General features: G+C 69.6%; 23 protein-coding genes and 6 pseudogenes. 22 read left to right on the top strand and 7 right to left on the bottom strand.

From position 1 onward, the window contains the following. Positions 1–167: 167 nt before the first annotated feature. Together LRS10_RS24305 and LRS10_RS04115 are read right to left on the bottom strand one after the other, a co-directional pair. Positions 168–449 (bottom strand): annotated as a pseudogene (locus LRS10_RS24305) (efflux RND transporter periplasmic adaptor subunit); the annotation flags it as partial. Further along, positions 446–1,927 (bottom strand): efflux transporter outer membrane subunit, encoded by a 1,482-nt coding sequence (locus tag LRS10_RS04115; protein ID WP_257836136.1) that lies wholly within the window; start codon positions 1,925–1,927, stop codon positions 446–448. The pseudogene LRS10_RS24305 and the gene LRS10_RS04115, both read right to left, overlap by 4 nt. 186 nt (positions 1,928–2,113) lie before the next feature. On the opposite strand from LRS10_RS04115, the gene LRS10_RS04120 reads away from it, so the two are divergent. From LRS10_RS04120 to LRS10_RS04180, 14 genes are all read left to right on the top strand, one after another. Beyond that, positions 2,114–2,893 (top strand): TetR/AcrR family transcriptional regulator, encoded by a 780-nt coding sequence (locus LRS10_RS04120; RefSeq protein WP_257836137.1) that lies wholly within the window; start codon positions 2,114–2,116, stop codon positions 2,891–2,893. A 71-nt stretch (positions 2,894–2,964) separates the two neighbouring features. Continuing rightward, positions 2,965–3,909, top strand: a complete 945-nt coding sequence (locus tag LRS10_RS24310; protein ID WP_308237910.1) for a PA domain-containing protein — start codon at positions 2,965–2,967, stop codon at positions 3,907–3,909. Next, positions 3,875–4,630, top strand: coding sequence for a M28 family metallopeptidase (locus tag LRS10_RS24315; protein ID WP_308237911.1), 756 nt, complete (start codon positions 3,875–3,877; stop codon positions 4,628–4,630). The genes LRS10_RS24310 and LRS10_RS24315 overlap by 35 nt, the downstream gene beginning before the upstream one ends. A 120-nt stretch (positions 4,631–4,750) precedes the next feature. After that, positions 4,751–5,575, top strand: a complete 825-nt coding sequence (locus LRS10_RS04130) for a DUF72 domain-containing protein (protein ID WP_257836138.1) — start codon at positions 4,751–4,753, stop codon at positions 5,573–5,575. A gap of 64 nt (positions 5,576–5,639) precedes the next feature. Then, positions 5,640–6,554 (top strand): SDR family oxidoreductase, encoded by a 915-nt coding sequence (locus LRS10_RS04135; RefSeq protein WP_257836139.1) that lies wholly within the window; start codon positions 5,640–5,642, stop codon positions 6,552–6,554. Between the two features lie 86 nt (positions 6,555–6,640). Continuing rightward, a complete protein-coding gene (locus LRS10_RS04140; RefSeq protein WP_257836140.1) occupies positions 6,641–7,264 on the top strand; it encodes a TetR/AcrR family transcriptional regulator in 624 nt (207 codons plus the stop codon). Beyond that, positions 7,264–8,310 carry an alpha/beta hydrolase gene (locus LRS10_RS04145; protein WP_257836141.1) on the top strand — a complete coding sequence of 349 codons (1,047 nt, stop codon included), beginning with the start codon at positions 7,264–7,266 and terminating at the stop codon, positions 8,308–8,310. The genes LRS10_RS04140 and LRS10_RS04145 overlap by 1 nt, the downstream gene beginning before the upstream one ends. Further along, positions 8,310–9,290 carry an NADPH:quinone oxidoreductase family protein gene (locus LRS10_RS04150; RefSeq protein WP_257836142.1) on the top strand — a complete coding sequence of 327 codons (981 nt, stop codon included), beginning with the start codon at positions 8,310–8,312 and terminating at the stop codon, positions 9,288–9,290. Before LRS10_RS04145 ends, LRS10_RS04150 begins: the two co-directional genes overlap by 1 nt. Positions 9,291–9,300: 10 nt before the next feature. Continuing rightward, the gene (gene map, locus LRS10_RS04155; RefSeq protein ID WP_257836143.1) at positions 9,301–10,050 is read left to right on the top strand and encodes a type I methionyl aminopeptidase; all 750 of its coding nucleotides are present in this window, start codon (positions 9,301–9,303) and stop codon (positions 10,048–10,050) included. 74 nt (positions 10,051–10,124) lie between these two features. Next, positions 10,125–10,259 carry a 50S ribosomal protein L34 gene (rpmH, locus tag LRS10_RS04160; RefSeq protein ID WP_068877158.1) on the top strand — a complete coding sequence of 45 codons (135 nt, stop codon included), beginning with the start codon at positions 10,125–10,127 and terminating at the stop codon, positions 10,257–10,259. A gap of 169 nt (positions 10,260–10,428) precedes the next feature. Beyond that, positions 10,429–10,806 (top strand): ribonuclease P protein component, encoded by a 378-nt coding sequence (gene rnpA, locus LRS10_RS04165; RefSeq protein WP_257836144.1) that lies wholly within the window; start codon positions 10,429–10,431, stop codon positions 10,804–10,806. A 33-nt stretch (positions 10,807–10,839) separates the two neighbouring features. Continuing rightward, positions 10,840–12,633 (top strand): membrane protein insertase YidC, encoded by a 1,794-nt coding sequence (gene yidC, locus LRS10_RS04170; protein ID WP_257836145.1) that lies wholly within the window; start codon positions 10,840–10,842, stop codon positions 12,631–12,633. A gap of 4 nt (positions 12,634–12,637) precedes the next feature. Then, complete coding sequence (gene yihA / locus LRS10_RS04175; protein ID WP_257836146.1) at positions 12,638–13,294, top strand: ribosome biogenesis GTP-binding protein YihA/YsxC; 657 nt, start codon at positions 12,638–12,640, stop codon at positions 13,292–13,294. A gap of 62 nt (positions 13,295–13,356) precedes the next feature. After that, the gene (locus tag LRS10_RS04180; protein ID WP_257836147.1) at positions 13,357–14,499 is read left to right on the top strand and encodes an acyl-CoA dehydrogenase family protein; all 1,143 of its coding nucleotides are present in this window, start codon (positions 13,357–13,359) and stop codon (positions 14,497–14,499) included. A 16-nt stretch (positions 14,500–14,515) separates the two neighbouring features. Here the strand turns inward: LRS10_RS04180 and LRS10_RS04185 are convergent, their stop codons facing one another. From LRS10_RS04185 to LRS10_RS04195, 3 genes are read right to left on the bottom strand one after another with little or no spacing between them, the layout of a single operon-like run. Next, positions 14,516–14,767: a hypothetical protein gene (locus tag LRS10_RS04185; protein ID WP_257836148.1), complete on the bottom strand. Its 252-nt coding sequence runs from the start codon at positions 14,765–14,767 to the stop codon at positions 14,516–14,518. Then, positions 14,748–14,969, bottom strand: coding sequence for a hypothetical protein (locus LRS10_RS04190; RefSeq protein ID WP_257836149.1), 222 nt, complete (start codon positions 14,967–14,969; stop codon positions 14,748–14,750). Before LRS10_RS04190 ends, LRS10_RS04185 begins: the two co-directional genes overlap by 20 nt. A gap of 9 nt (positions 14,970–14,978) precedes the next feature. After that, on the bottom strand, positions 14,979–16,424 hold the full coding sequence (locus tag LRS10_RS04195) for an NADP-dependent isocitrate dehydrogenase (RefSeq protein WP_257836150.1): 1,446 nt from the start codon (positions 16,422–16,424) through the stop codon (positions 14,979–14,981). A gap of 103 nt (positions 16,425–16,527) precedes the next feature. Here LRS10_RS04195 and LRS10_RS04200 point away from each other — a divergent pair. Together LRS10_RS04200 and LRS10_RS04205 are read left to right on the top strand one after the other, a co-directional pair. Beyond that, positions 16,528–17,157: pseudogene (locus LRS10_RS04200) on the top strand (LysR family transcriptional regulator); the annotation flags it as partial. Positions 17,158–17,242: 85 nt separating this feature from the next. After that, positions 17,243–17,416, top strand: coding sequence for a hypothetical protein (locus tag LRS10_RS04205; RefSeq protein WP_257836151.1), 174 nt, complete (start codon positions 17,243–17,245; stop codon positions 17,414–17,416). Here LRS10_RS04205 and LRS10_RS04210 read toward each other — a convergent pair. Beyond that, entirely contained in the window at positions 17,413–18,684 is a 1,272-nt protein-coding gene (locus LRS10_RS04210; protein WP_257836152.1) for an amidohydrolase family protein, read from the bottom strand. The two genes, LRS10_RS04205 and LRS10_RS04210, sit on opposite strands and share 4 nt — an antisense overlap. Positions 18,685–18,797: 113 nt before the next feature. Here LRS10_RS04210 and argB point away from each other — a divergent pair. The 6 genes and pseudogenes from argB to LRS10_RS04240 all read left to right on the top strand — a co-directional run bounded on the left by argB (position 18,798) and on the right by LRS10_RS04240 (position 23,005). After that, positions 18,798–19,729, top strand: a pseudogene (gene argB / locus LRS10_RS04215) (acetylglutamate kinase). A 71-nt stretch (positions 19,730–19,800) separates the two neighbouring features. Then, positions 19,801–20,373, top strand: a pseudogene (locus LRS10_RS04220) (pyrimidine 5'-nucleotidase); the annotation flags it as partial. Positions 20,374–20,382: 9 nt separating this feature from the next. After that, complete coding sequence (dapD, locus tag LRS10_RS04225) at positions 20,383–21,201, top strand: 2,3,4,5-tetrahydropyridine-2,6-dicarboxylate N-succinyltransferase (RefSeq protein ID WP_257836153.1); 819 nt, start codon at positions 20,383–20,385, stop codon at positions 21,199–21,201. A 283-nt stretch (positions 21,202–21,484) separates the two neighbouring features. After that, positions 21,485–21,562, top strand: a pseudogene (locus LRS10_RS24900) (histidine kinase); the annotation flags it as partial. A gap of 106 nt (positions 21,563–21,668) precedes the next feature. Continuing rightward, positions 21,669–22,379: pseudogene (locus tag LRS10_RS04235) on the top strand (histidine kinase dimerization/phospho-acceptor domain-containing protein); the annotation flags it as partial. Positions 22,380–22,624: 245 nt separating this feature from the next. Beyond that, on the top strand, positions 22,625–23,005 hold the full coding sequence (locus LRS10_RS04240) for a response regulator (protein ID WP_257836155.1): 381 nt from the start codon (positions 22,625–22,627) through the stop codon (positions 23,003–23,005). Positions 23,006–23,015: 10 nt separating this feature from the next. Here the strand turns inward: LRS10_RS04240 and LRS10_RS04245 are convergent, their stop codons facing one another. Beyond that, positions 23,016–23,297, bottom strand: a complete 282-nt coding sequence (locus LRS10_RS04245) for a hypothetical protein (RefSeq protein ID WP_257836156.1) — start codon at positions 23,295–23,297, stop codon at positions 23,016–23,018. Positions 23,298–23,316 lie beyond the last annotated feature (19 nt).

A 23,316-nucleotide genomic window follows, 5' to 3' on the forward strand; every position in this document is an offset into this window, starting at 1 on the left:
GCGCGGGCAGCCTGGGCCTGGAACCTGCGCTGGGCGATCTGCTCCTGGGCCAGCACGCCCTGGTCGTCGAGGCCCTGCACCCGCCGCGCCTGATCCTCGGCCTGGGCCGCCTGGGCTTCGGCCTGGGCGATCTGGCCTTGCAGCAGGGCGGGATCGAGCTGCACCAGCGTCTGGCCGGCCCGGACGTAGTCGCCCACATCGGCCATCACCCGCAGCACGCGGAAGCCGGTGATCTCGGAGGCGACGGCCGCCTCTTCGCGCGGGATCAGGTCGCCCGAACCGCTCACGGAGCCGGCGATCGGCCGCGCCTCGAGGCGCACGACGCTGACGCTGCGGGCCTTGTCCTCGGCCTTCGGCGCGGGCTCGGGCTTGCCGCAGGCGGCCAGCGCCAACACGGCGCAGAGCGGCAGGATCTTCAGGGTGAGCTTCAGTCGCATCCCGTCTCTCATTGCGCGGTCGTTGCGGCGGCCCGCGGGCGGGCGTCGGCATAGGCCTGGGCCGGCCAGCCGCCGCCGATGGCCTTGTAGGCCTGCACGGACTGTCGCAGCGCCTGGACCTGGGCCGAGGTCAGCTGCGTCCGGGTGGCCCGCCATGCGGTTTCGTTGTTCAGCAGGGTGTTGAGGTCGGTCAGGCCGCGCTGGTATCCCAGCCGCGAGGCTTCGAAGGCCCAGCGCGCCCGCGCCTCGCCCTCCACCAGCAGCTCGACCCGCCGGCGCTCGGCGTCGAGGCGAACCAGCGAGCTTTCCGCCTCCTGGAAGGCGGTGCGCACCGTCTTCTCGTACTGGGTCACCGCCTGGTCGGTGCGGGCGTTCTGCACCTTCAGCTCGGCCAGCAGGCGGGGGATCGACAGCACCGGCTGCAGCACGCTGCCGCCGATCGTCCAGCTCTGGCTTTCGGACGAGAAGCCGGGCTGCTCCTGGCGCGACCAGCCGATACCCGGCGTGAAGGTGAAGGTCGGGAAGAAGGCCAGCGCCGCCAGCTGCTGCTGGCCGGCAGCCGAGCGCACCCGCTGCTGCGCCTCGCGCACGTCCGGCCGGCGCTGCAGCAGCTCGCTGGGCAGCGACGCCGGGATCGGCGGCGCCTCGCCCACCCGAGGCGGCGCGGTCACGCTGGCGGTCGGCTCCACCACGCGCCCTGCCAGGATCAGGAGCGCACGCTTCTGGACCTGCAGCTCGGCCTCGAGCGAGGCGATGGAACCCTCGGCGCGCGACAGATCGCCGGCCAGCCGGTCGGCTTCCGACGTCGCCGACAGGCCCAGCGACCCCCGCTTCGAGGCCAGATCGTAGAGTTCGCGGGCGATCCGCGCCGTCTCCTGCGCGTCGGCCAGCTGGATGGCGAGGCCGCGGGCCTGGAAGTAAGCGTCGGCGGTCTGGGCGGCGATGGCGGCGCGGGTGCCCTCATAGGCGAACCGCGCCGCCGCCACTTCCGCGTTGGCGGCGCGGCCGGCGGCGAAGGAGCGGCCGAACAGGTCGATTTCCCAGCTGACGTTCAGGTCGGCTGTGTAGCGTTCGCTGGTCCCGCTCGTGGAAAAGCCCGGGATGTCCACCCGCGTGCCCGACAGCTGGTCCGTCTCGGTGCGGCTGGCCGTGCCCCTGGCATCCCCCTGAGGAAGGTATTGCAGGATCACGCTCGTGCGTTGGGCGCGGATTTCGCGGAGCCTGGCGGCGGCCAACTGCACGTCGGTGTTGCGCACCAGGGCCTGTTGCACGAGCTCGGTGAGCTGCGGGTCGCCATAGGCGGTCCACCATTGGTCGAGGGCGATCGCGCCGGCGGGCGCGGCGTCGGCGGGCGCCTCGTAGGCGCCGGGCAGGCGCACGTCGGCGGGACGCGGCGTTGTGCAGGCGGCCAGGGACAGGGCGCCCAGCGACAGGGCGGCCAGGCCGGCCAGCGGGACGCCGAGGGAAGCTGCGGAGCGCATCTGGATCATGGGTCCCGGGGAGAAGACCGGCGTTGGTTGAACAAAGTTTGAGCGCCCGGCGCAATCCTCGCCGTTCGCGTTCGCGGTCCTGTTCGTCACGTCCCCGCCGGAGTTTCTATCGAACCCCGTGCGGACCGCCGTTTGCCGCAAATGCCGTATGATGTAAAGTGTTAGTTGCGAAACAACTGGAGCGGCATGGCCAAGGAACATCCCAAGCAGCACTCCGGGGACGACGATCCCCGGCGCAGCATTGAGCTGTTGTGGGGTGCGCACGAGCCGGGGAAGCGAGGTCCGAAGCCACGGTTCTCGACCCAGGACGTGGTCGCGGCGGCGATAAGCCTGGCCGATCGCGAGGGCCTGTCGGCGATCTCCATGCGCAGCGTGGCCCAGGCCGTCGGCGTCTCCCCGATGGCGATCTACACCTATGTGCGGTCCAAGAACGAGCTGCTGGCCCTGATGTTCGACCGCGTGCTCGGCGAGGGCGAGATGGCGCCGCCCGGTTTGGACTGGCGCGAGGCCCTGGCCTTCATGGCCCGGGCCCGGTGGAACCTGGCCAAGCAGCACCCCTGGCTGCTGGAGCTGGCGCTGCACCGGCCGCCGCTTGGACCCAACCTTCTGATCCGCATCGAGAGCGTCATGGCCGCCCTCGACCAGGCCGGCCTCGGCACGCTTGAGAAGGGCCTGGCGGTGGACGTGCTCCGCAATTTCATCGAAGGCGCGCTGCACGAGGCGCGCAAGGCCCGCAGCGCCGCTCAGCAGGACAGCCTGTCCGACGAGGAGTGGCTGGCCGCGGTCGAACCCGCCCTGCAGGAGCGCCTGGACCCCGACCGTTACCCGCAGATGCTGCGGCTGGCGCAGGCCAGGCGAGAACAGCGTCATCACGCGAAGGACCCGGGCGAGCGTTTCGAGCAGGGTCTGCAGGTCGTCCTGGACGGAATCGGCGCGTTCATCGCGCGACGGGGGGCAAACGCCTAGGCGGGCGCTAGCCGAGCGGCGTCCGGCGTGATTAGGCTCGCGCCACCTTCAACCAGACCCGAGTTCCAGTCTTGAAGACGCTTCTGCTCTGCGCCGCCGCCGCCGCGGCGTTCGCCACCGCTTCCATCGCCGCCCCGGCGGGCGCTCCGGCGCTGGACGGCGCCCGGATCAAGGAAGATATCCGCATCCTGTCGGCCGACGATTTCGAAGGCCGCGCTCCGGCCTCGAAGGGCGAGGAGAAGACCGTCGCCTACCTGATCCAGCAGCTCAAGGCCGCGGGCGTCCAGCCGGCCGGCGATCGGCTTCCCGGCGGCGGGCGCGCGTACACCCAGGACGTCCCCCTGGCGCGCTTCGCGACCAAGGGCCCGGTGAACGTCTCGGTGAACGCCGCCGGCAAGACCGAAACCTGGACGCAGGGCGAGCAGATCGCCATCCGCGCCGCCCAGACCGGGATCGACCGCCTGACGCTGAAGGACGTGCCGATCGTCTTCGCCGGCTATGGCGTGAAGGCCCCCGAGCGCAACTGGGACGACTTCAAGGGCATGGACCTGAAGGGCAAGATCGCCCTCGTCCTCGTCAACGACCCCGACTTCGAAACCGGCGAGGGCGACTTCGGCGGCAAGGCCATGACCTACTACGGCCGCTGGACCTACAAGTACGAGGAGGCCGCGCGGCAGGGCGCCGTCGGATTCCTGGTGATCCACGAGACCGCCCCGGCCTCCTACGGCTGGAACACCGTCAAGAACTCCAACACCAACGAGATCTTCGACGTCATCCGCAAGAACCCGTCCGAGGCCCATGCGCCGCTGGAAGGCTGGGTCCAGCGCGACAACGCCGTGGCCCTCCTCAAGGCTGCCGGCCTTGACTTCGAGACCCCTGAAGAAGCAGGCGCAGACGCGAGAGTTCAAGCCGGTCGAGCTGAAGGGCGTCACCCTTTCCACGGACTACGCGATCGACGCCCAGAAGGTCGTCTCCAAGAACGTGGTCGGCGTCGTGCCGGGCTCCAAGCGCCCTGAGGAGCGCGTCGTCTACACCGCCCACTGGGACCATCTGGGCGTCGGCGCGCCCGACGCGCGGGGCGACACCATCTACAACGGCGCCCTCGACAACGCCTCGGGCACGGCGGCGCTGGTCGAACTCGGCCGGGCCTTCGCCAAAGGTCCCCGGCCGGAGCGTTCGGTGATGTTCCTGGCGGTCACGGCCGAGGAGAAGGGGCTGCTGGGCTCGGAGTACTATGCCGACAATCCCCTCTACCCGCTCGCCACCACCGTCGGCGTGCTCAATATGGACGGCATGAACTTCCTGGGTCGCGCCAAGGACATCACCATGTCGGGCAACGCGCCGCTCACCCTGCAGGACGATATGATCAAGGTCGCCGCCAAGTACGGCATGACCTTCAGCCCGGACCCCAACCCGCAGGCCGGCAGCTTCTACCGCTCGGACCACTTCCCCTTCGCCAAGCGCGGCGTCCCCGCGATCTCGTTCGGCGCCGGCCAGGACCTGGAGAAGGGCGGCAAGGAAGCCGGCAAGGCCGCCTCCGAGGCCTACACCAAGGACAAGTACCACCAGCCGGCCGACGAGTTCGACCCGAACTGGGACATGTCCGGCGTGATCCAGGAGCTCTCGGTCTTCTACGAGCTGGGCTCCGAGCTCGCGAACTCCGGCCGCTGGCCCGAATGGAAGCAGGGGGCCGAGTTCAAGGCCACCCGCGACGCCACCAAGGCGCAGCGGAAATAGGCGCTCTCGAACTCCTCTCCCCCCGCGAAGCGGGAGGGGAGAGGAGACGATATCAGAACATCTTGAGAACTTCACCGTTCGGCATTAGCTAGAATCTCGTTCCTTGGAGGGAGGCGAGCCATGGCCGGCGAGGGCAGGATCCGCTGCGGGATCGGGGGCTGGACGTTCGAGCCCTGGCGCGGCGTCTTCTATCCCAAGGGGCTGAAGCACGCCGACGAGCTGGCCTATGCGTCGCGCCATCTCACCGCCATCGAGATCAACGGCACCTACTATTCCAGCTTCAAGCCCGACAACTGGGCCAAGTGGCGCGCCGCCACGCCGGACGGCTTCAAGTTCGCGGTGAAGGCCAGCCGGTTCTGCACCAACCGCAAGGTGCTGTCGGACGGCAAGGGCAGCATGGACATCTTCCTGGGCCAGGGCCTGACCGAGCTCGGCGACCGGCTGGGTCCCATCCTCTGGCAGTTCGCACCCACCAAGAAGTTCGACTACGACGAGTTCGCCGCTTGGCTCGACCTCTTGCCCCGCCACCTCGAAGGCCTGGGGCTGAAGCACGTGGTCGAGGTGCGCAACGCCAGTTTCGCGGACGCCAAGTTCGTCGGCCTCTGCCGGGATCGGAACGTGGCGATCTGCAACTCCGAGAACGAGAACTACCCCTTCATCCCGGACGTCACCGCCGACTTCGTCTATCTGCGCCTGCTGTCCGCAAACGACGAGATCCCCACCGGCTATGAGGCGCCCGTCCTCGACGAATGGGCGGACCGGTTCCGGGCCTATGCGCAAGGCGGCGTGCCCGGCGACTTCCAGCCGCTCGACCGCACCGGCCCGCCGGAAGAACCGCGCGACGTCTACGCCTTCGTCATCCATGAGGGGAAGGTGCGCGCCCCGGCCGCCGCCATGGAGTTCATCAAGCGCGTCGATCCTGACTTCAAACCCCAGGACCTCTAAGCGCGGTTGACCGACGCGGCGTCAGGGCGGCCCACTTCCATCAAACAAGGATTGGGAGGCCGCCATGACCCACTTCACCGCCGAAGACCTGATGTTCCGGCCGGGCCTGATGAAGGGCCAGCGGGTGCTGATCACCGGCGGCGGGACAGGCTTGGGCAAGGTGATGGCGGAGGCCTGCCTGATGCTGGGCGCGGACGTCTACATCTGGGGCCGGCGCGGCAATGTCATTGAGGACGCCGCCAAGGAGCTTATGGACCTTCACGGCGACGCCGGCGGCCGCTGCATCGGCCAGGCCTGCGACATCCGTGTGCCGGAGGCCATCCACGAGGCGATGGACGAGATCTGGGCGGGCGGCGCGCTCACCGGCCTCGTCAACAACGCCGCCGGCAACTTCATCAGCCGAACCGAGGACCTGACGCCGAAGGGCTTCGACGCTATCGCGAACATCGTGTTTCGCGGCTCGTTCTTCGTCACCCTCGACGCCGGCAAGCGCTGGCTCGCCGAGGGCAAGCCCGCCTCGGTCGTCTCGATTCTCACGACCTGGGTCTGGCACGGCGGGCCGTTCACGGTGCCCTCGGCCATGTCGAAGGCCGGCCTCAACGTCATGACCCAGTCGCTGGCGGTCGAGTGGGGCAACCGCGGCGTCCGCTTCAACGCCATCGCCCCCGGCCCCTTCCCGACCGAGGGGATGAGCGCCCGCCTCAACCCCAGCGGCGGCGCGATGGCCGAGGACAAGGACCCGATGATCCCGCTGGGCCGCAACGGCGAGATGCGCGAACTGGCCAACCTCGCCGTGTACCTGCTGCACCCGCTGTCGGCCTATGTGAACGGCCAGACCATCGCGATCGACGGCGGCTCCCACCTGCAGGGCGGCGGCGGCTTCGCCCGCCTCGCCTCCTGGGGCGACGCCGAGTGGGAGCAGGCCCGCAATGCGATCCGCGCCACCAACGAAAAGGACCGCGCCCAAAGAACGGTATGATGACGCTGCTTAAGCCCTTGCCGACATTGGAATCGATCGCGAGAATGACGCCCGTCACTTTCGGGGTGGAGTTCCGTACGCGTCACATGGCACAGGTCGCCTATCTCCCGGTCGGCAAGCGCGAGCAGACCAAGGTCCAGAACCGCCAGGCGATCCTGGACGCGGCGCGCGAGGTGTTCGGCGAGCTGGGCTACGAGGCCGCAACCGTCCGCGACATCATCCGCCGCACCGGTCTCGCGGCCGGCACGTTCTACAACTACTACCGCTCCAAGGAGGAGGTGTTCGCCGCCCTGGCCGACGACGGCGCGCGGCGCTTCGCCCCCATGCTGAAGGCGATCCGGGCCCAGTCGCACGACGACTTCGAAGCCTTCGTGCGCCAGGCGATCTCGGCCTACTTCCGGTTCATGGCCGATGAGCACTCCAGCTGGCTGGCCAAGCGCCCGCCGGGCGAGCCGCACCCGCACGTGCACGGTGAGACGCCCGAGATGGCCGCCGTCTTCCGCGAGGTGCGCGACGCCATCGTCGAGGCGGTCGCGATCGGCAAGGGCCCGGCGTCGGATCCGGACTACATGACCGCCGCCTGCATCGCGGTGGCGCGCGAGGTGGGGGACAAGATGCTGGAACGCCGGCCGATCGACACCGAGGCCGCTGCGGACTTCGCCGTGGCCATGATCCTGAACGGCCTGCGCGGCCTGCCGGCGGCCCGCTGATGGCCTCCGCCGCCGCCCAGCGCGCCGTCGCCAACCTCATCCTGTCGCTGCCCGCGCCGCTCCTGCGCCTCATGTGTGGCGGCGGCGTGGTCCACGTGGGCGGGCGCACCCTCGACCCGCGCCTGCAGTTCCTCGCCGCTCAGGCCCGCAAGCAGCCGGCGATGACCCAGGCCACCCCGGAACAGGCCCGGGCGGGCATGACCGGCCTGATCCGGGCCGTGGCCGGCAAGCCCGAGCCGGGCGTCGCCTGCGAGGACCTCTACGTCCAGGGCGCCGCCGGCGACATCCCGGCCCGCGCCTATCGGCCGGCGAACCAGGATCCCGACGCCCCCTTGATGGTTTGGGCCCATATGGGCGGCGGGGTCATCGGCGACATCGAGACCACCCACGTCTTCTGCACCGTGCTGGCGAAAGTCACCCGCGGCCCGGTGCTGTCGATCGACTATCGCCTGGCGCCGGAGCATCGCTTCCCCGCCGGGATCGACGATACCCTGGCCGCATATCGCTGGGCGCGCGAGCACGCCGCTCGCTTCGGCGCGCCGGCGGGCAAGGTCGCCATGGGCGGCGATTCCATGGGCGGCAACTTCACCGCCATCGTCTGCCAGGAGCTGAAGCGGGTCGGCGAGCCGCAGCCGGTGCTGCAGCTGCTCGTCTATCCCTGCACCGACGTCGCCTCGCAGACGCCCTCGATGACGACCTACGGCGAGGCGTTCCCGCTGACCAGCGCCACCATGGACTGGTTCATGGGCCACTACCTGAATCCCGGCGACGATCCGGCCCATCCGAAGCTGTCGCCGCTGAAGGAGAAGGACCTCTCGGGCCTGGCCCCGGCCGTCATCGCCACCGCCGGTTTCGACCCCCTCGTCGACCAGGGCGAGGCCTACGCGAAGGCGCTGAAGGCGGCGGGCGTGCCGGTCGCCTACCGCTGCTACGACAGCCTGGCCCACGCCTTCGTGGCCTTCACCGGCGCCGTGCCGGCCGCTGACGCCGCCAGCCGCGAGGTGGCGCGCCTGGTCCGCGAGGCCTACGAAGGCCGCATCGGCTGATGCGGGCGCTCGTCGTCGAGGAGCTCCTGCCGGACTACGCCGGCGTCCACGTCCGCGAGATCGCCACGCCCGAGCCGGGTCCCGGCGAGGTGCGGGTCAGGATCCTGGCCGCGGCCGTCAACTTCCCCGACCTGATGCAGACCCGCGGCGAGCACCAGCACAAGCCGGCGCTCCCCTTCATCGGCGGCATGGAGATGGCCGGGGTCGTCGACGCCGTCGGCTCCGGCGTCACAAGCTTCGAGGAAGGCGACGAGGTCTGTTCCGGCGGCCGCGGCGTCTTCGCCGAATACGCCGTCTTCCCGGCCACCAGCCTGCAGAAGAAGCCCCAGCGCCTGACCTTCGCCCAGGCCGCCGGCTATCCGGTCGCCTACCTCACCGCCCATGTCGCCCTGAAACGCTGCGCCGACGCCCAGGCCGGCGAATGGGTGCTGGTCCACGGCGCGGCCGGCGGCGTGGGCCTCGCCGCCGTCGACTACGCCAAGGTCCTGGGCTGCAAGGTCATCGCCGCCTCGGCCTCCGACGAGAAGCTGGCCGTCATCGCCGCCGAATACGACGTCGACGCCACCGTGAACGTCACCGGCGGCTTCCGCGAGCGGGTGAAGGAGATCACCGGCGGCAAGGGCGCGAACGTCATCTACGACCCCGTCGGCGGCGACGTCTTCGACGAGAGCACCCGCTGCATCGCGTTCGGCGGCCGCATCCTCTCCATCGGCTTCACCTCGGGCCGGCTCCCCGTCCTCCCGGTCAACATCGCCCTCATCAAGGGCTTCTCGCTCATGGGCGTCCGGGCCGGGGAATACGGCCGCCAGTTCCCCGAGAAGGGCCGCGAGAACAACGAAGCCATCTGGAAACTCGCCGAGGACGGGCTGGTGAAGCCCCGTGTCGACGGCGAATACCCGCTGGCCGACTGGCGCGAGGCGTACGAGACGCTCGCCCGGCGCAAGGTGGTCGGCAAGACCATCATCCGGCCGGACCTCTAGGAAGCGAAGCATGACCATCGGCAACGAAGACGAACTCGAGAAGCTGAAGGCCGCCGGCAGGCTGGTGGCCCGCACGCTCAAGGCCATGGGCGAGGCGCTCGAGCCCGGGATCACGACCCGTGAGCTGGACCAGCTCGGTCGCAAGATGCTGGAGGACGCCGGCGCGAAATCGGCGCCGGAGCTCACCTACAACTTCCCCGGCGCTACCTGCATCTCGGTCGGTCCCGACTGCGCCCACGGAATCCCCGACGACCGCCGCGTCAAGGCCGGCGACCTCATCAACATCGACGTCTCCTGCGAACTGGACGGCTTCTTCGGCGACACCGGCGCGAGCTTCGCGGTCCCGCCCGTCGCGCCGAAGATCGAGAAGCTGTGCCGCGACGGCCGCCGCGCCATGTGGGCGGGCATCCGCGCGGTGCGCCCCGGCGGGCCGCTGAACGGCATCGGTAAGTCCATCGAGGCCTTCGCCGACAAGAACGGCTACAGCCTCGTGCGCAACCTCGCGAGCCACGGCGTGGGCAAGAGCCTGCACGAGGAGCCGACCGAGCTCGCCACCTGGTACGAGCCGAACGACAGGCGCCGCATCGCCGAAGGCTCGGTGTTCACCATCGAGCCCTTCCTGTCGCTCGGCGCCGACTGGGTCGAGGAGCTGGACGACGGCTGGACCCTGCGCCCGCCGGGCGGCGAGCCCACCGTCCAGTACGAGCATACCCTCGTGGCCACCCGCCGCGGCCCGCTGGTGCTGACGCTGGCGGAATAGGCCCTGGCGGTGTTGACACCGTCGCGGCGTTCCACTATCCACCGCGCCTCGATTTTGGACCCCGGAGCCTCCTCGTGAAGCGCACCTTCCAGCCCTCCCGCCTCGTGCGTGCGCGCCGCCACGGCTTCCGTCTGCGCATGTCGACGAAGAACGGCCAAAAGATCCTCGCGCGCCGCCGCGCGAAGGGCCGTAAGCGCCTCAGCGCCTAATCCCGGCCGTCATCCCGGTCCCGCGTCAGCGAAGACCGGGATCTACCGACTCCGATCTGGCCTGTGATCCGCAGCCGCGAAGCCTCACGCTCGCCGGCTGCGTTCGCGCGCGTGGGTCCTGGTCTTGCGCTTGCCGCGGAAACCGGGATGACCCGGTAAAGTGCCGCCCATGACCGCGCCCTTCCCCATCGAACGCCTGAAAAAGCGCCCGGATTTCCTGGCCTGCGCGCAAGGCCCGTCGCTGGCCAAGGGCGCCGTCGTCGTCCAGGCGCGTCCGCGCAACGACGAGGACCCGCGGGTCCGGGCCGGCTTCACCGCCACCAAACGCATCGGCGGCGCCGTCGTGCGCAACCGCGCCAAGCGCCGGATGCGCGAGGCCGCCCGCCTGCTCCTGCCCGAGCATGCCCGCCCCGGTCACGACTATGTCTTCATCGCCCGCGGCGGTGTGACCACCCGTCCCTGGGCCCGTTTGCTTGACGATGTGAAAACCGCGCTGATAAGGCTCGCCGCCGACGGTGAGGCCTCTCCCGAGACCCTCAAGGCGTAACGCCCGGCCCCCTCTTCGGAACCCTTCCCCGACATGAGAGACGACAACACCCGCAACACGATCATCTTCGTCGTGTGCGCGGTCCTCCTCCTCTTGGTCTACCAGGTCTTCGTCATCGATCCGCAGACGAAGCGCCGCCAGGCCGAGCTCGCCCGCCAGGCGCCTTCCGCGGCCGCGACCCAGCAGGGGAATATCGCCGCACCGCAGGTCCCGCAGGCGATGACGCGCCAGGCCGCGGTCGACGCCTCGCCGCGGGTGGTGATCGACACGCCATCGCTGACCGGATCGCTTTCGCTGCGCGGCGCGCGGATCGACGACCTCTATCTCGACCAGTATCGCCAGACGGTGAAGAAGGGTTCGCCGGCCGTCGAGCTGCTGCGGCCGGAAGGCGCGCAATATCCTTGGTTCGCCGAGATCGGCTGGGTCGGTCAGAACGTCCCCGGCCTGCCCAACGCCCAGACCGTCTGGACGCTGGCCGAGGGCTCCAAGCTCGCCCCCAACCAGCCGATCGTGCTGACCTACTCCAACGGCCAGGGCCTGACCTTCACGCGCCGGATCGCGGTCGACGAAAGGTACATGTTCACGGTCACGGACGCCGTCGCCAACACCACCGGCCAGCCGGTGACGCTGGCCCGCTACGGCGCCGTGCAGCGCCAGGGCGTGCCCGCCGACCTCGGCAAGAACCAGATCGTCCACGAGGGCGCCATCGGCTGGCTCGACGGCAAGCTGCGGCAGGTCAAGTACGGCAAGTGGCAGAAGGAGGGTGGCGGTCCCGCCTACACCTCGTCCAGCGGCTGGCTCGGCATCACAGACAAGTACTGGCTGGCGGCCATGATCCCGGGCCAGGGCGAACAGATCACGGGCCAGTTCCGCCGCACCGAGGCCCTCGGCCAGACCGTGCTCGACGCCAACTTCGTCGGCCCGCCGCGCATCATCGGCGCCGGCCAGCAGGTGACTGAGACCACCCACTTTTTCGCGGGCGCGAAGAACGTGCCCCTGCTGCGCCAGTACGAGAAGGCCCTGCAGATCGACCACTTCGATAACGCGGTCGACTGGGGCAACTTCTGGTTCCTGACCCGTCCGATCTTCCAGTTCCTGGAGTTCATCCACCGGCACGTCGGCACGTTCGGCCTGGCCATCCTGGCGCTGACGGTGGTGGTCCGCCTCCTCTTCTTCCCGCTGGCGAACAAGCAGTACGAGTCGCTGACGAAGATGAAGAAGGTGCAGCCCCAGATGGAGGAGCTGCGCAAGAAGTACAAGGACGACCCGGCCAAGCAGCAGCAGGAGCTACTCGCGCTCTATCAGCGCGAGAAGGTGAACCCGCTGGCCGGCTGCCTGCCGCTGCTGCTCCAGATCCCGGTCTTCTACGCCCTCTACAAGGTGCTGACCGTCACCATCGAGATGCGCCACGCCCCATTCCTTGGCTTCATCAAGGACCTCTCGGCCCGCGATCCGACGACCATCTGGAACCTGTTCGGCCTGATCCCCTGGAATCCGGGGACGTTGCCGCTCCTGGGCGGCTTCCTCGACGGACCGCTGCACATCGGCGTGGTCGTCATCCTCTACGGCATCACCATGTGGCTCACGACCGCGATGAGCCCGCCGGCCGGCGACCCGATCCAGCAGAAGATCTTCCAGCTCATGCCGCTGATCTTCACCTTCATCATGGCGCCGTTCGCCGTGGGGCTGATCATCTACTGGACCTGGTCCAACGTCCTGACGATCCTCCAGCAGTACGTGATCATGCGCCGGTTCAAGGTGGACAATCCGATCGACCAGATCCTCCGCAGGCTCTCCGGCGGCGGCGCAGCCAAGAACGTCGGCTAGGGCCATGGGCGACGACGCGGTCTTCAAGCCTGAAGAACTGGAGGCCGCGCGCGTCCTCTTCGCCCACCCCGTCCGTTTCCTGATGGGGGCGGCCTCGATCTCGGGCCTGCCCGACACGGACCTGCCCGAAGTGGCCTTTGCCGGCCGCTCCAACGTCGGCAAGAGTTCGCTGATCAACGCCGTCACGGGCCGAAAGGAGCTGGCCAGGGCCTCCAACGAGCCCGGCCGCACCCGCGAGGTGAACTTCTTCGTCGCCGACGAGAAACTGCGCCTCGTGGACCTGCCCGGTTACGGCTGGGCGCGGGCGTCCAAGTCGGTGGCCCGCAAGTTCCAGAACCTCGGCCGCGACTACCTGCGCGGCCGCCCGAACCTGCACCGGGTCTATCTGCTCATCGACGGCCGCCACGGCCTGAAGGAGCCCGACCGGGAGGCGCTGGACGCCCTGGACCTCGCCGCCGTCTCATACCAGGTCGTGCTGACCAAGGCCGACAAGCCGAAAGGCTCGGACCTCGCGCAGATCAAGGCCGAGACGGCGCGGGAGGTGTCCAAGCGCCCCGCGGCGTTCCCGCGCGTGCTGGCCACGTCGTCGGAGAAGGGCACGGGCATCCCGGAGCTGCGCGCCGAGATCCTGGCGGCCTGTCACATTTCGCCCGCGGTCTAGGGCTCCTCTTCCACGACCTAGCGTCACCCGGCTAACTGGTCCTCGACAGCTCAGAGGCCCAGATGCTCACCACCGACACCCGCACGATCTACGACGAGGACCTGAACGTCTTCCGCGACCAGGTCCGGAAGTTCTTCGAGCGCGAGCTCCACCCCCACCTCGACCGCTGGGAAGCGGAGGGCATCGTCGACCGCCAGTTCTGGCGCGCCTGCGGCGAGGCCGGTCTGCTCTGCCCGACGGTGGATCCCGAGTACGGCGGCCTGGGCCTCGACTTCCGGTACAACGCCGTCATCGACGAGGAGCTGGCCTACGCCGGCTCATCGGCCGGCATCACCCTGCAGTCCGACATCGTCGCCGACTACATCGAGAACTACGGCTCGGAAGAGCAGAAGCGCGAGTGGCTGCCCAAGATGGTCTCGGGCGAGGCGATCACCGCCATCGCCATGACCGAGCCCGGCACCGGCTCCGACCTCCAGGCCGTTCGCACCTCGGCCAAGAAGGACGGCGACCACTACGTCATCAACGGCTCGAAGACCTACATCACCAACGGCCAGAACGCCGACCTGATCGTGGTGGTCTGCAAGACCGATCCGGACGCCGGCTCCAAGGGCGTGTCGCTGATCCTGGTCGAAGCCACCCGCGACGGCTTCAAGCGCGGCCGCAACCTCGACAAGATCGGCCAGCACTCGGCCGACACCTCCGAACTGTTCTTCGAGGACGTCCGCGTGCCCCTCGCCAACTGTCTCGGCGAGGAGGGCAAAGGCTTCGCCTATCTGATGACCCAGCTGCCGCAGGAGCGCCTGGGCATCGCCGTCTCGGCCATGGGCGGCGCCCAGCGCGCCTTCGACGAGGCGGTCAAGTTCACCAAGGAGCGCAAGGCCTTCAAGCAGACGGTGTTCGACTTCCAGAACACCCGCTTCACCATGGCCGGCCTCAAGGCCAAGATGCAGGCCGGCTGGGCTCACCTCGACTGGTGCATCGCACGCCACCTCGAGGGCAAGCTCACCGCCGCCGAGGCCTCGGCGGCCAAGCTCTTCCACACCGAACTGCAGTGGGAGGTCTGCGACGCCGCCCTCCAGCTGCACGGCGGCGCCGGCTACATGAACGAGTACCCGATCGCCCGCCTGTGGCGCGACGCTCGGGTGCAGCGCATCTACGGCGGCACCTCCGAAATCATGAAGGAAGTGGTCGCCCGGACGATCTGACCGCCGGGCGCCACGTTCACTCGGCCTCGGCGCACCGCACCACGCTGAAGTGGACGTGGGCGTCGCCTGGCCAGATCGCCTCGAGCCGGCGGCGCATCGCCTCCGCCGGCTCGCGGTCGGCGAACGGCCCCACCACCTCCGACCATCGCCGCCACGTCCGGGTCTCGTCACCCCAGCAGCCGCCGATCACCCAGTAGAGCGTGGAGATGTCCCGCCGGGCCGCCCGCTGCGGCCCGGCCGACACCGCATCAGGCCGCTCGAGCCGCATGAGCCTCCTCCACGATGGTGAAGCGCACGCGCGCGTCGTGCGTGTGGGCGAAGCTCAGCCGCCGCCAGCACGCCTCGGCGTCGTAGCGCGTCGGGAATGGCCCCAGCGCCTCGCCCCAGACGCGGGCGGTGAAGCTGAGGTCGGTGTAGCCGCCGCCCACCACCCAGTAGCGGCCGTTCTCCGTCGGGTCCCAGGGGGTCATCGTCCCCTCCTACTGCCCTTGACCGAGGCTGAAGCCCGGCTCGCCGTCGAAGGTGCAGAGGTGTTCGGTCTTGATGAACGCCACGCCCGCCTCGGCCGCACGCGCGCTCAGCGCCGCGATCTCGGTCAGGGGCACCGGGCCGCCGCCGTTCATGAACCGGCAGCGCCAGTGGTCGGTGCAGAAGGTCTCCGGCAGGCCGTCCGGCCACACCTTCACCCCGCGATTGGTGATCATCTTCAGGCCCAGCGGCCCTTGTTCGATGGCCTTCAGGGTCTGGGCCAGATCCTCCGGCGCGCCGCGCCACTCCACGAACAGGTCGACCCCCACCGTCTCCTTCCGCGCCGCGGGACGCGGCTTCGAGACGGGCGGCGCGAAGGGACGGTCGGCGCCGTACCGCACCGGCGCCAGCTGTTGCGGCTCTTGGCCGAGGCGCTCGATCACCGCCGCGGCGAAGGCTTGCGTGCCCACCCGTTCGCGCGAGGTCCCCTCGCGCCAGATGTCCTTGGTGTGGACGCCGTCCTCCAGCGTCGCCAGCCAGGCGTTGTGCACGCGCTCCGCCACCTCGGCCTGGCCGATGTGGTTCAGCATCATCACGCCGGCCAGCAGCAGCCCCGAGGGATTGGCCGCATCCTGCCCGGCCAGGCGGGGCGCCGAACCGTGGATAGCCTCGAACATCGAGACGTGCTCGCCGATGTTGGCCGAGCCTGCGAGACCGACCGAACCTGCGATCTGCGCCGCCACGTCCGAGAGGATGTCGCCGTAGAGGTTCGGCATCACGATCACGTCGAACTGCTCGGGGCTGTCGGCCAGCTTGGCCGCGCCGATGTCCACGATCCAGTGCTCGTTCTCGATGTCCGGGTACTCGGCGGCCACCTCCTGGAAGACTTTGTGGAACAGTCCGTCCGTCAGCTTCATGATGTTGTCCTTGGTGAAGCCGGTGACCTTCTTCCGCCCGTGCGCACGGGCGTATTCGAAGGCGTAGCGGACGATCCGTTCGCAGCCCGGCCGGCTCACCAGCTTCAGGCACTGATAGACCTCGTCGGTCTGCCGGTGCTCGATGCCGGCGTAGAGGTCCTCCTCGTTCTCCCGGACGATCACCACGTCCATCTTCGGATGGCGGGTGGCGACGAACGGCGCGTAGGCGGCGCAGGGGCGCACATTGGCGTAGAGGCCCAGAGCCTTCCGCACGGTCACGTTCAGCGACTTGAAACCGCCGCCTTGGGGCGTGGTGATCGGCGCCTTGTAGAACACCTTGGTCCGACGAAGGCTGTCCCAGGCCGCCGGCTCGATACCGGCCGTCAGGCCACGCCGATAGACCGCCTCCCCGATCTGGATCGTCTCGATGTCCAGCGCCGCGCCTGCGGCCTGAAGCACGTCGAGGCTGGCGTGCATGATGTCGGGGCCGATGCCGTCGCCGTAGGCCACGGTGATCGGGGTCTTGTTCACTTGGGTCATGATCGCTCCGCAGGGCTCCAGCGCCCTTCGGCGGCGTCGATAGCTCAGCTCCCAAGATGCAGATGGTTGATTTTATCCATGGTTATGATCAACATCATAAATCATGCCCGCAGGGCCGAATCTCGAGATCGACCTGCTGCGGACCTTCGTGACGATCGCGGAGGCCCGCAGCTTCACGCGCGCCGGCGAACGGCTGGGCCGTTCCCAGTCGGCCATCAGCCTGCAGATGCGTCGGCTTGAAGATCGGCTGGGCCGGCAGCTCCTGTCGCGGGACCCGCGCCATGTCGTGCTCACCGCCGAGGGCGAGGCCATCCTGCCTCAGGTGCGCCGCATGCTGAGGCTGAACGACGAGATCGTCAGCCAGCTTCACGAGGAGGACGTCGCGGGCGAGGTGCGGCTGGGCGCGCCGGAAGACTTCGCCACCCTCCACCTGCCCGAGATCCTGGGCGCGTTCGCCAGGGCCCATCCGAAGGTGAACCTCACGGTCACCTGCGATCTCACGCTGCACCTTCTGGATCGCCTGCGCGACGGCGCCCTCGACCTGGCGCTCATCAAGCGTGAACCCATGGGGCCCGACGTTGGTGTGCGGGTCTGGCGCGAGCCCCTGGTCTGGGCCGCCGCCGACCGGGGCGTGCTCGAGCCGGGCGGCACGGCGCCCCTGGTCGTGGCCCCCAGCCCCTGCGTCTACCGGAAGCGGGCGATCACCGCGCTGGAGGGCGCGGGGCGGTCGTGGCGCGCGGCCTACACCAGCCCGTCGCTGGCGGGGCAGCACGCCGCCCTCCGCGCCGGCCTCAGGAATCACCGTCCTGCCGCGCGACATGATCCCGCCAGACCTCGTGACCCTGGACGCCCAGGACGGGCTGCCGGCGCTGGCGGACGCCGAAATCGCCCTGCTCCGGGCCCAGACGGCGGTGCCGCCTGCCGCCGAGCGGCTGGCCGACTTCGTGCTCTCCTCGCTCGACCGCCGCCACGCCATGGCGGCCAGCGGCTAGTTCCGCTTCACGACCTCGCCGCCCTTCACCACCACCACCGGCCGCTCCAGCACGGTGACGTCGGCGAGCGGGTCGCCGTTGACGCCGACGAGGTCGCCCCAGGCCCCCGGCGTGATGCGGCCCACCTGGCCGCTCTGGCCCAGCGCCTCGGCCGCCGTGGTCGTCGCCGCCTGGATCGCCTGCAGCGGAGTCGCGCCATAGCGCACCATCACCGCGAACTGCTTGGCGTTCTGGCCGTGCGGATAGATGCCGGCGTCGGTGGCGAACACATGCTTCACCCCGGCCTTCAGGCTCTTGCGGAAGCCCTCCCGCTGGACGTCGGCCACCTCGCGGTCCTTGGCCAGGTTCGCCTCGAGCACGCCGTTCTTCTTCCCCTCCGCCTGGGTGTAGTCGGTGTTGTAGATATCCATGGCGAAGTAGGTCCCGCGCGCCTTGGCCAGCTGGATGCCCTCGTCGTCCACCAGGCTGACGTGCTCGATGGTGTCGATCCCGGCCCGGATCGCGGCCTTGATGCCATCGGCGCCGTGGGCGTGGGCGGCGACCTTCAGGCCGGCCATGTGCGCCTCATCGGCGATGGCCTTCAGCTCCTCGACGCTTAGCTGCTGGGCGCCCACCGAGACGCCGCGCGAGAACACCCCGCCCGTGGCGCAGACCTTGATGACCTGGGCCCCGTACTTCTTGGCCAGCCGAACCTTGGCCCGCGCCTCGTCGGGGCTGTCGACGGTGAACGGGCTCTTCTCGGCCATCGACGGCGGGAAGAACGTCGAGTCGCAATGCCCGCCCGTCGCGCCAAGCGCATAGGTCGCCGTGACGATCCGCGGGCCCGGGATGTAGCCGCCGTCGATCGCCTCGCGCAGGCCGACGTCGGCGTAGTTCTCCGAGCCGACGTTTCGCACGGTGGTGAAGCCCGCCTCCAAGGTGGCCTTGGCGTGTTTCGTCGCGACCACCGGCCAGAAGGCGTCGGAGTATTCGAGGTAGTTGTAGCCGCCGATCTCGGCCACGCTCGTCAGGTGGACGTGCATGTCGATCAGGCCCGGCAGCAGGGTCACGCCCGGCAGGTCCAGGCGCTCGGCGCCGGCGGGGACGGCATCGCCCGCCTTGCCCACGGACTGCACCTTGCCGTCGACGATCAGCACCAGCGGCTTTTCGACATAGCGCCCGTTCGCGGGGTCCAGCAGCCGCTCGGCGCTCACCGCCAGCGTCCTGGCATCGGCCGCACCGGCCAGCGCCGCCATCGCGGCCGCAGCCGCCACTCCGAACCCGCGCATCTCAGGAACTCCCCCGTAACCGGCGTAACGGTTAGCACGCCCTCAGCCTCGTGACAGGGGCGCCCCGTCCGCTATCGGGACCGCGCACGGTTTTGAGGCGGAGCGCGGCGCGGGTGAGCGAGAAGACGGACGGCCAGGCGAGGGAAGGCCAGGGCTGGGCCACGGCCAAGACGCTGGCCGAGGCGCTGCCCTATATCCAGATCTACGACCGCGAGACCGTGGTCATCAAATACGGCGGCCACGCCATGGGCGAGGAAGAGGTCGCCAAGCTGTTCGCCGCCGACGTGGTGCTGCTGAAGATGCTGGGCCTACATCCGGTGGTGGTGCACGGCGGGGGGCCGCAGATCTCCGCCATGCTGGAACGCGCGGGGGTGAAGTCCACCTTCGTCGACGGCCTGCGGGTGACCGACGCGGCCACCATGGAGGTCGCCGAGATGGTGCTCTCGGGCGCCATCAACAAGGAGATCGCCAACTGGATCACCCAGGCCGGCGCCGAGGCCGAGGTGCGCGGGGGTGGGGCTGTCGGGCAAGGACGCGCGCCTGATCACCGTCGAGAAGGTGACCCGCACCAAGAAGGACCCGGGTTCGGAGCTCGAGAAGGTGGTCGACCTGGGCTACGTCGGCGAGCCGAAGGCGGTCGACACCACCCTGCTGAACGCCCTGATCACGGCCGAGGACGACTACATCCCCGTGGTCGCGCCCATCGGCGTGTCGCAGACGGGCGAGACCTACAACGTCAACGCCGACACGGTGGCCGGCGCCCTCGCCGGCGCCCTGGGCGCGAAGCGCATGTTGCTGCTCACCGATGTGGCCGGCGTGCTCGACAAGGACGGCGAACTGGTCCGCCAGATGACCGTCGCCGAGGCCCGCCAGGCCATTGCCGGACGGCGTCGCCACGGGCGGCATGATCCCCAAGCTCGAGACCGCGATCCACGCCGTCGAGGCCGGCGTCGAGGCAGTGGTCATCCTGGACGGCCGCCGCCCGCACGCCATGCTGGTCGAGCTCTTCACCGAGCACGGCGCGGGGACCCTGATTTGCCGGTAGACCTCAGCCATATAGACACCTGGCTGTTCGACCTGGACAACACCCTGTACCCGGCCGAGTCCGGCTTCATGGCCGCCATCGTCGACCGGATGACCGACTACGTGCAGAAGGTCACCGGCCTGCCGCGTGACGAGGCCTATGCGCTGCAGAAGACCTACCTGACCGAGCACGGCCTGACGCTGAAGGGGATGATGATCCACCACGGCGTCGACCCGCTCGAATTCCACGCCATCTTCCACGATCTCTCGCTGGAGGCCCTGGTCCACGATCCCGAAATGCTGGCCGCCCTGGAGCGCCTGCCCGGCCGCCGGCTGATCTTCACCAACGCCGACGACGTCCACGCCGAGCGCGTGCTGACCAGGCTCGGCCTCGGCCACCTGTTCGACGACGTCTTCCACATCGGCTCGGCCGGCTATTGGCCCAAGCCCAGCCCCGAGGCGTTCGCGCGGATCGGCGCGGCGCATGCGGTCGACCCGGCCGTCACCGCCTTCTTCGAGGACAGCGAGCGCAACCTCGCCCCGGCCCACGACCTCGGCATGACCACCGTCCTCGTGGGTCCCTGGGCTGCGCAGTCCCACGCCCCCCTTTGTCCACCACCGCACCGACAAGCTCGCGCCGTTCCTGCGGGACGCGCGCCTACGTGAGGCCGCCTGATGTCCGACCTGAAGACCACCATCGAACAGGCCTGGGAGGCCCGCGACGGCCTGAACACCGCCACCACCGGCGCCGTCCGCGATGCGGTGAACGCCGTCCTGGACCAACTCGACGCCGGCCAGCTCCGCGTCGCCGAGCGCGGCGCCGACGGCGCCTGGTCGGTCCATCAGTGGGTGAAGCAGGCGATCCTGCTGTCGTTCCGCCTCAACCCCAATTCGGTGATGGAGCCCGGTCCCTACTGGGACAAGGTCCCGCTGAAGTTCCAGGGCTGGGACGCCGCCCGCTTCGAACAGGCCGGCTTCCGCGCCGTCCCCGGCGCCGTCGTCCGCCGCAGCGCCTTCATCTCCAAGGGCGTGGTGCTCATGCCCTCGTTCGTCAACGTCGGCGCCTATGTCGGCGAAGGCACCATGGTCGACACCTGGGCCACCGTAGGCTCCTGCGCCCAGGTCGGGAAAAACTGCCACATCTCGGGCGGCGCCGGCCTCGGCGGCGTGCTGGAGCCGCTGCAGGCCAATCCCACCATCATCGAGGACAACTGCTTCATCGGCGCCCGCGCCGAGGTGGCCGAGGGCGTCATCGTCCGCGAGGGCAGCGTGCTGTCCATGGGCGTCTTCATCACCTCCACGACCCCCATCATCGACCGGCGCACCGGCGAGACCTTCCTGGGCGAAGTGCCGCCCTACTCCGTCGTCGTCTCCGGCAGCCGCCCCAACCCGCACGACCCGGCGCTGCCGTCCACCTACTGCGCGGTGATCATGAAGCGCGTCGACGAGCGCACCCGCTCCAAGACCAGCATCAACGAGCTGCTGCGCGACTGACGCCCGACAGCGTTTGTAACAAAAGTTGTGCTTCTGCGTTCAGACCTGCTCAGGAGAGCAGGCTGTGGCGGACGAGGAAAAGCAGATCGACGGCCCCGGCCGCGAGGTGGAAGGCGACGGCCAGAGCAGCGGCCTGGCCGCCCGCGGCGCCGTCGACGTAGGGCAGAGCGAGCCGCTGGGGCGCAGCGGCCAGCGCCACTGGAAGGAGGCCACCATCACCGAGGGCAGCCTCGACGAGCGCGGCAGCATCTTCTTCGCCGCCGTCGAGATGACCCGGATGCCGATGGTGATCTCCGACCCGCGCAAGCCGGACAACCCGATCGCCTTCGTCAATCGCGCCTTCCTCGACCTCACCGGCTACAGGGAGGACGAGGTGCTGGGCCGCAACTGCCGGTTCCTGCAGGGGCGCCCGGACCGATTCCGAGGCGGTCGACGAGCTGCGCCGGGGCGTCGCCGAGAAGCGCGCGGTGGCGGTCGAGCTCCTCAACTACAAGCGCGACGGCACCCCGTTCTGGAACGCCGTGTTCGTCGGCCCAGTCTTCGACGCCGACGGCCAGCTGATCTACTTCTTCTCCAGCCAGCTCGACGTCACCCGGCGCAAGAACACCGAGCAGAACCTGCGCCAGTCGCAGAAGATGGAGGCCATCGGCCAGCTCACCGCCGGCCTCGCCCACGACTTCAACAACCTGCTGCAGGTGGTCACCGGCAACCTGGAGCGGCTGCGCAAGAACCCGGCCTCGGAGCGTGCGCCGCGCTACCTTGAGAACGCGACCCTCGCCGCCGAGCGTGGCGCCCGCCTGACGCGCCAGCTCCTGGCCTTCGCCCGCAAGACCCGGCTGGAGCCGCAGCCCGTCGACCTCAGCGACCTGGTCACCGACATCCAGGAGATGATCGAAAGCACGGTGGGCGGCCGCGCCGAGCTGCAGCTTTCCCTGCGCCAACGGCTGCCGCGCGCCAACGTCGACCCGACGCACCTCGAGATGGCGCTGCTTAATCTCGTCATCAACGCCCGCGACGCGTCGACGCCCGGCGGGGTGATCACCATCTCCACCGGGCCGCTGCGCGATCCGCCGGAGACGCGCCACCTGCCGCCTGGCGACTATGTGGTGCTCTGCGTCGAGGACGAGGGCGTGGGCATGCCCCCGCACATCGTCGAGCGCGCCGCCGAGCCCTTCTTCTCCACCAAGGGCCGGATGAGGGCACGGGCCTCGGCCTCGCCATGGTCAGCGGTTTCGTCCAGCAGTCGCGCGGCAAGCTGGAGATCGACAGCGAGCTCGGCCGCGGCACCACCGTGCGCATCGTCCTGCCGGTGCACGGCGCGGCCCGCGGCGCCGTCGAGGCCCAGAGCTTCCGGCCCGCCGCCCTGCCCGTCACCCCGCGCCAGGACGCCCACATCCTGTTGGTCGAGGACAACCCCGACGTCATGGAGCTGGCGCTCGAGACGCTGCAGTCCCTGGGTTATGCGGTGACCGCCGCCGGCAACGCCCAGGAGGCGCTGGAGGCCTTCGAGTCCGCCAACGTCGTCCGCCCGATCGACCTCCTGTTCAGCGACATCATCATGCCGGGCGCCATGAACGGCATCGCCCTGGCCGCCGAGCTCCGGGCGCGGGCCCCCGACCTGAAGGTCCTGCTGGCCACTGGGTACAACGAGGAACTGGTCGACGCCCCGCACCGCCCGGACCTCGACGTGCTGAGCAAGCCCTACCGCCAGTCCGAGCTCGCCGACCGCATCCGCCAGGCGCTGAACGCCCAGGGCGGCGGCGACCGCCGGCCGCCGTCCGACCCGCCCTACATCCAGGCCTGATCGGCCGCGCCTAGCGGAAAATCCCCACCGCCAGCTCGGCCCACACCAGGATCACCACGAGCGCCACCGCAGCGGCGCCCGCCAGCCGCAGCCACGGCCGGCGGGTGGCCCGCGCCACCAGCTCATAGCCCAGGCAGCCGCCGGCCAGCAGCGCGCCCAGCGCCAGGACGTCCTCGCGGCCCCAGTTCATCTCGCCCCACAGCAGCGAGCCCGCGACCGCGGCGGCGAACACCAGCCCCGCGAGCCCCCAGGTCCACACGCGCAACCCGTCGCCGAACGCCCGCACCGTCATCCGCCGTCCTCCTCAGCGT

It is taken from the genome of Phenylobacterium sp. J426 (assembly GCF_024699945.1).
Taxonomy (GTDB): domain Bacteria; phylum Pseudomonadota; class Alphaproteobacteria; order Caulobacterales; family Caulobacteraceae; genus Phenylobacterium.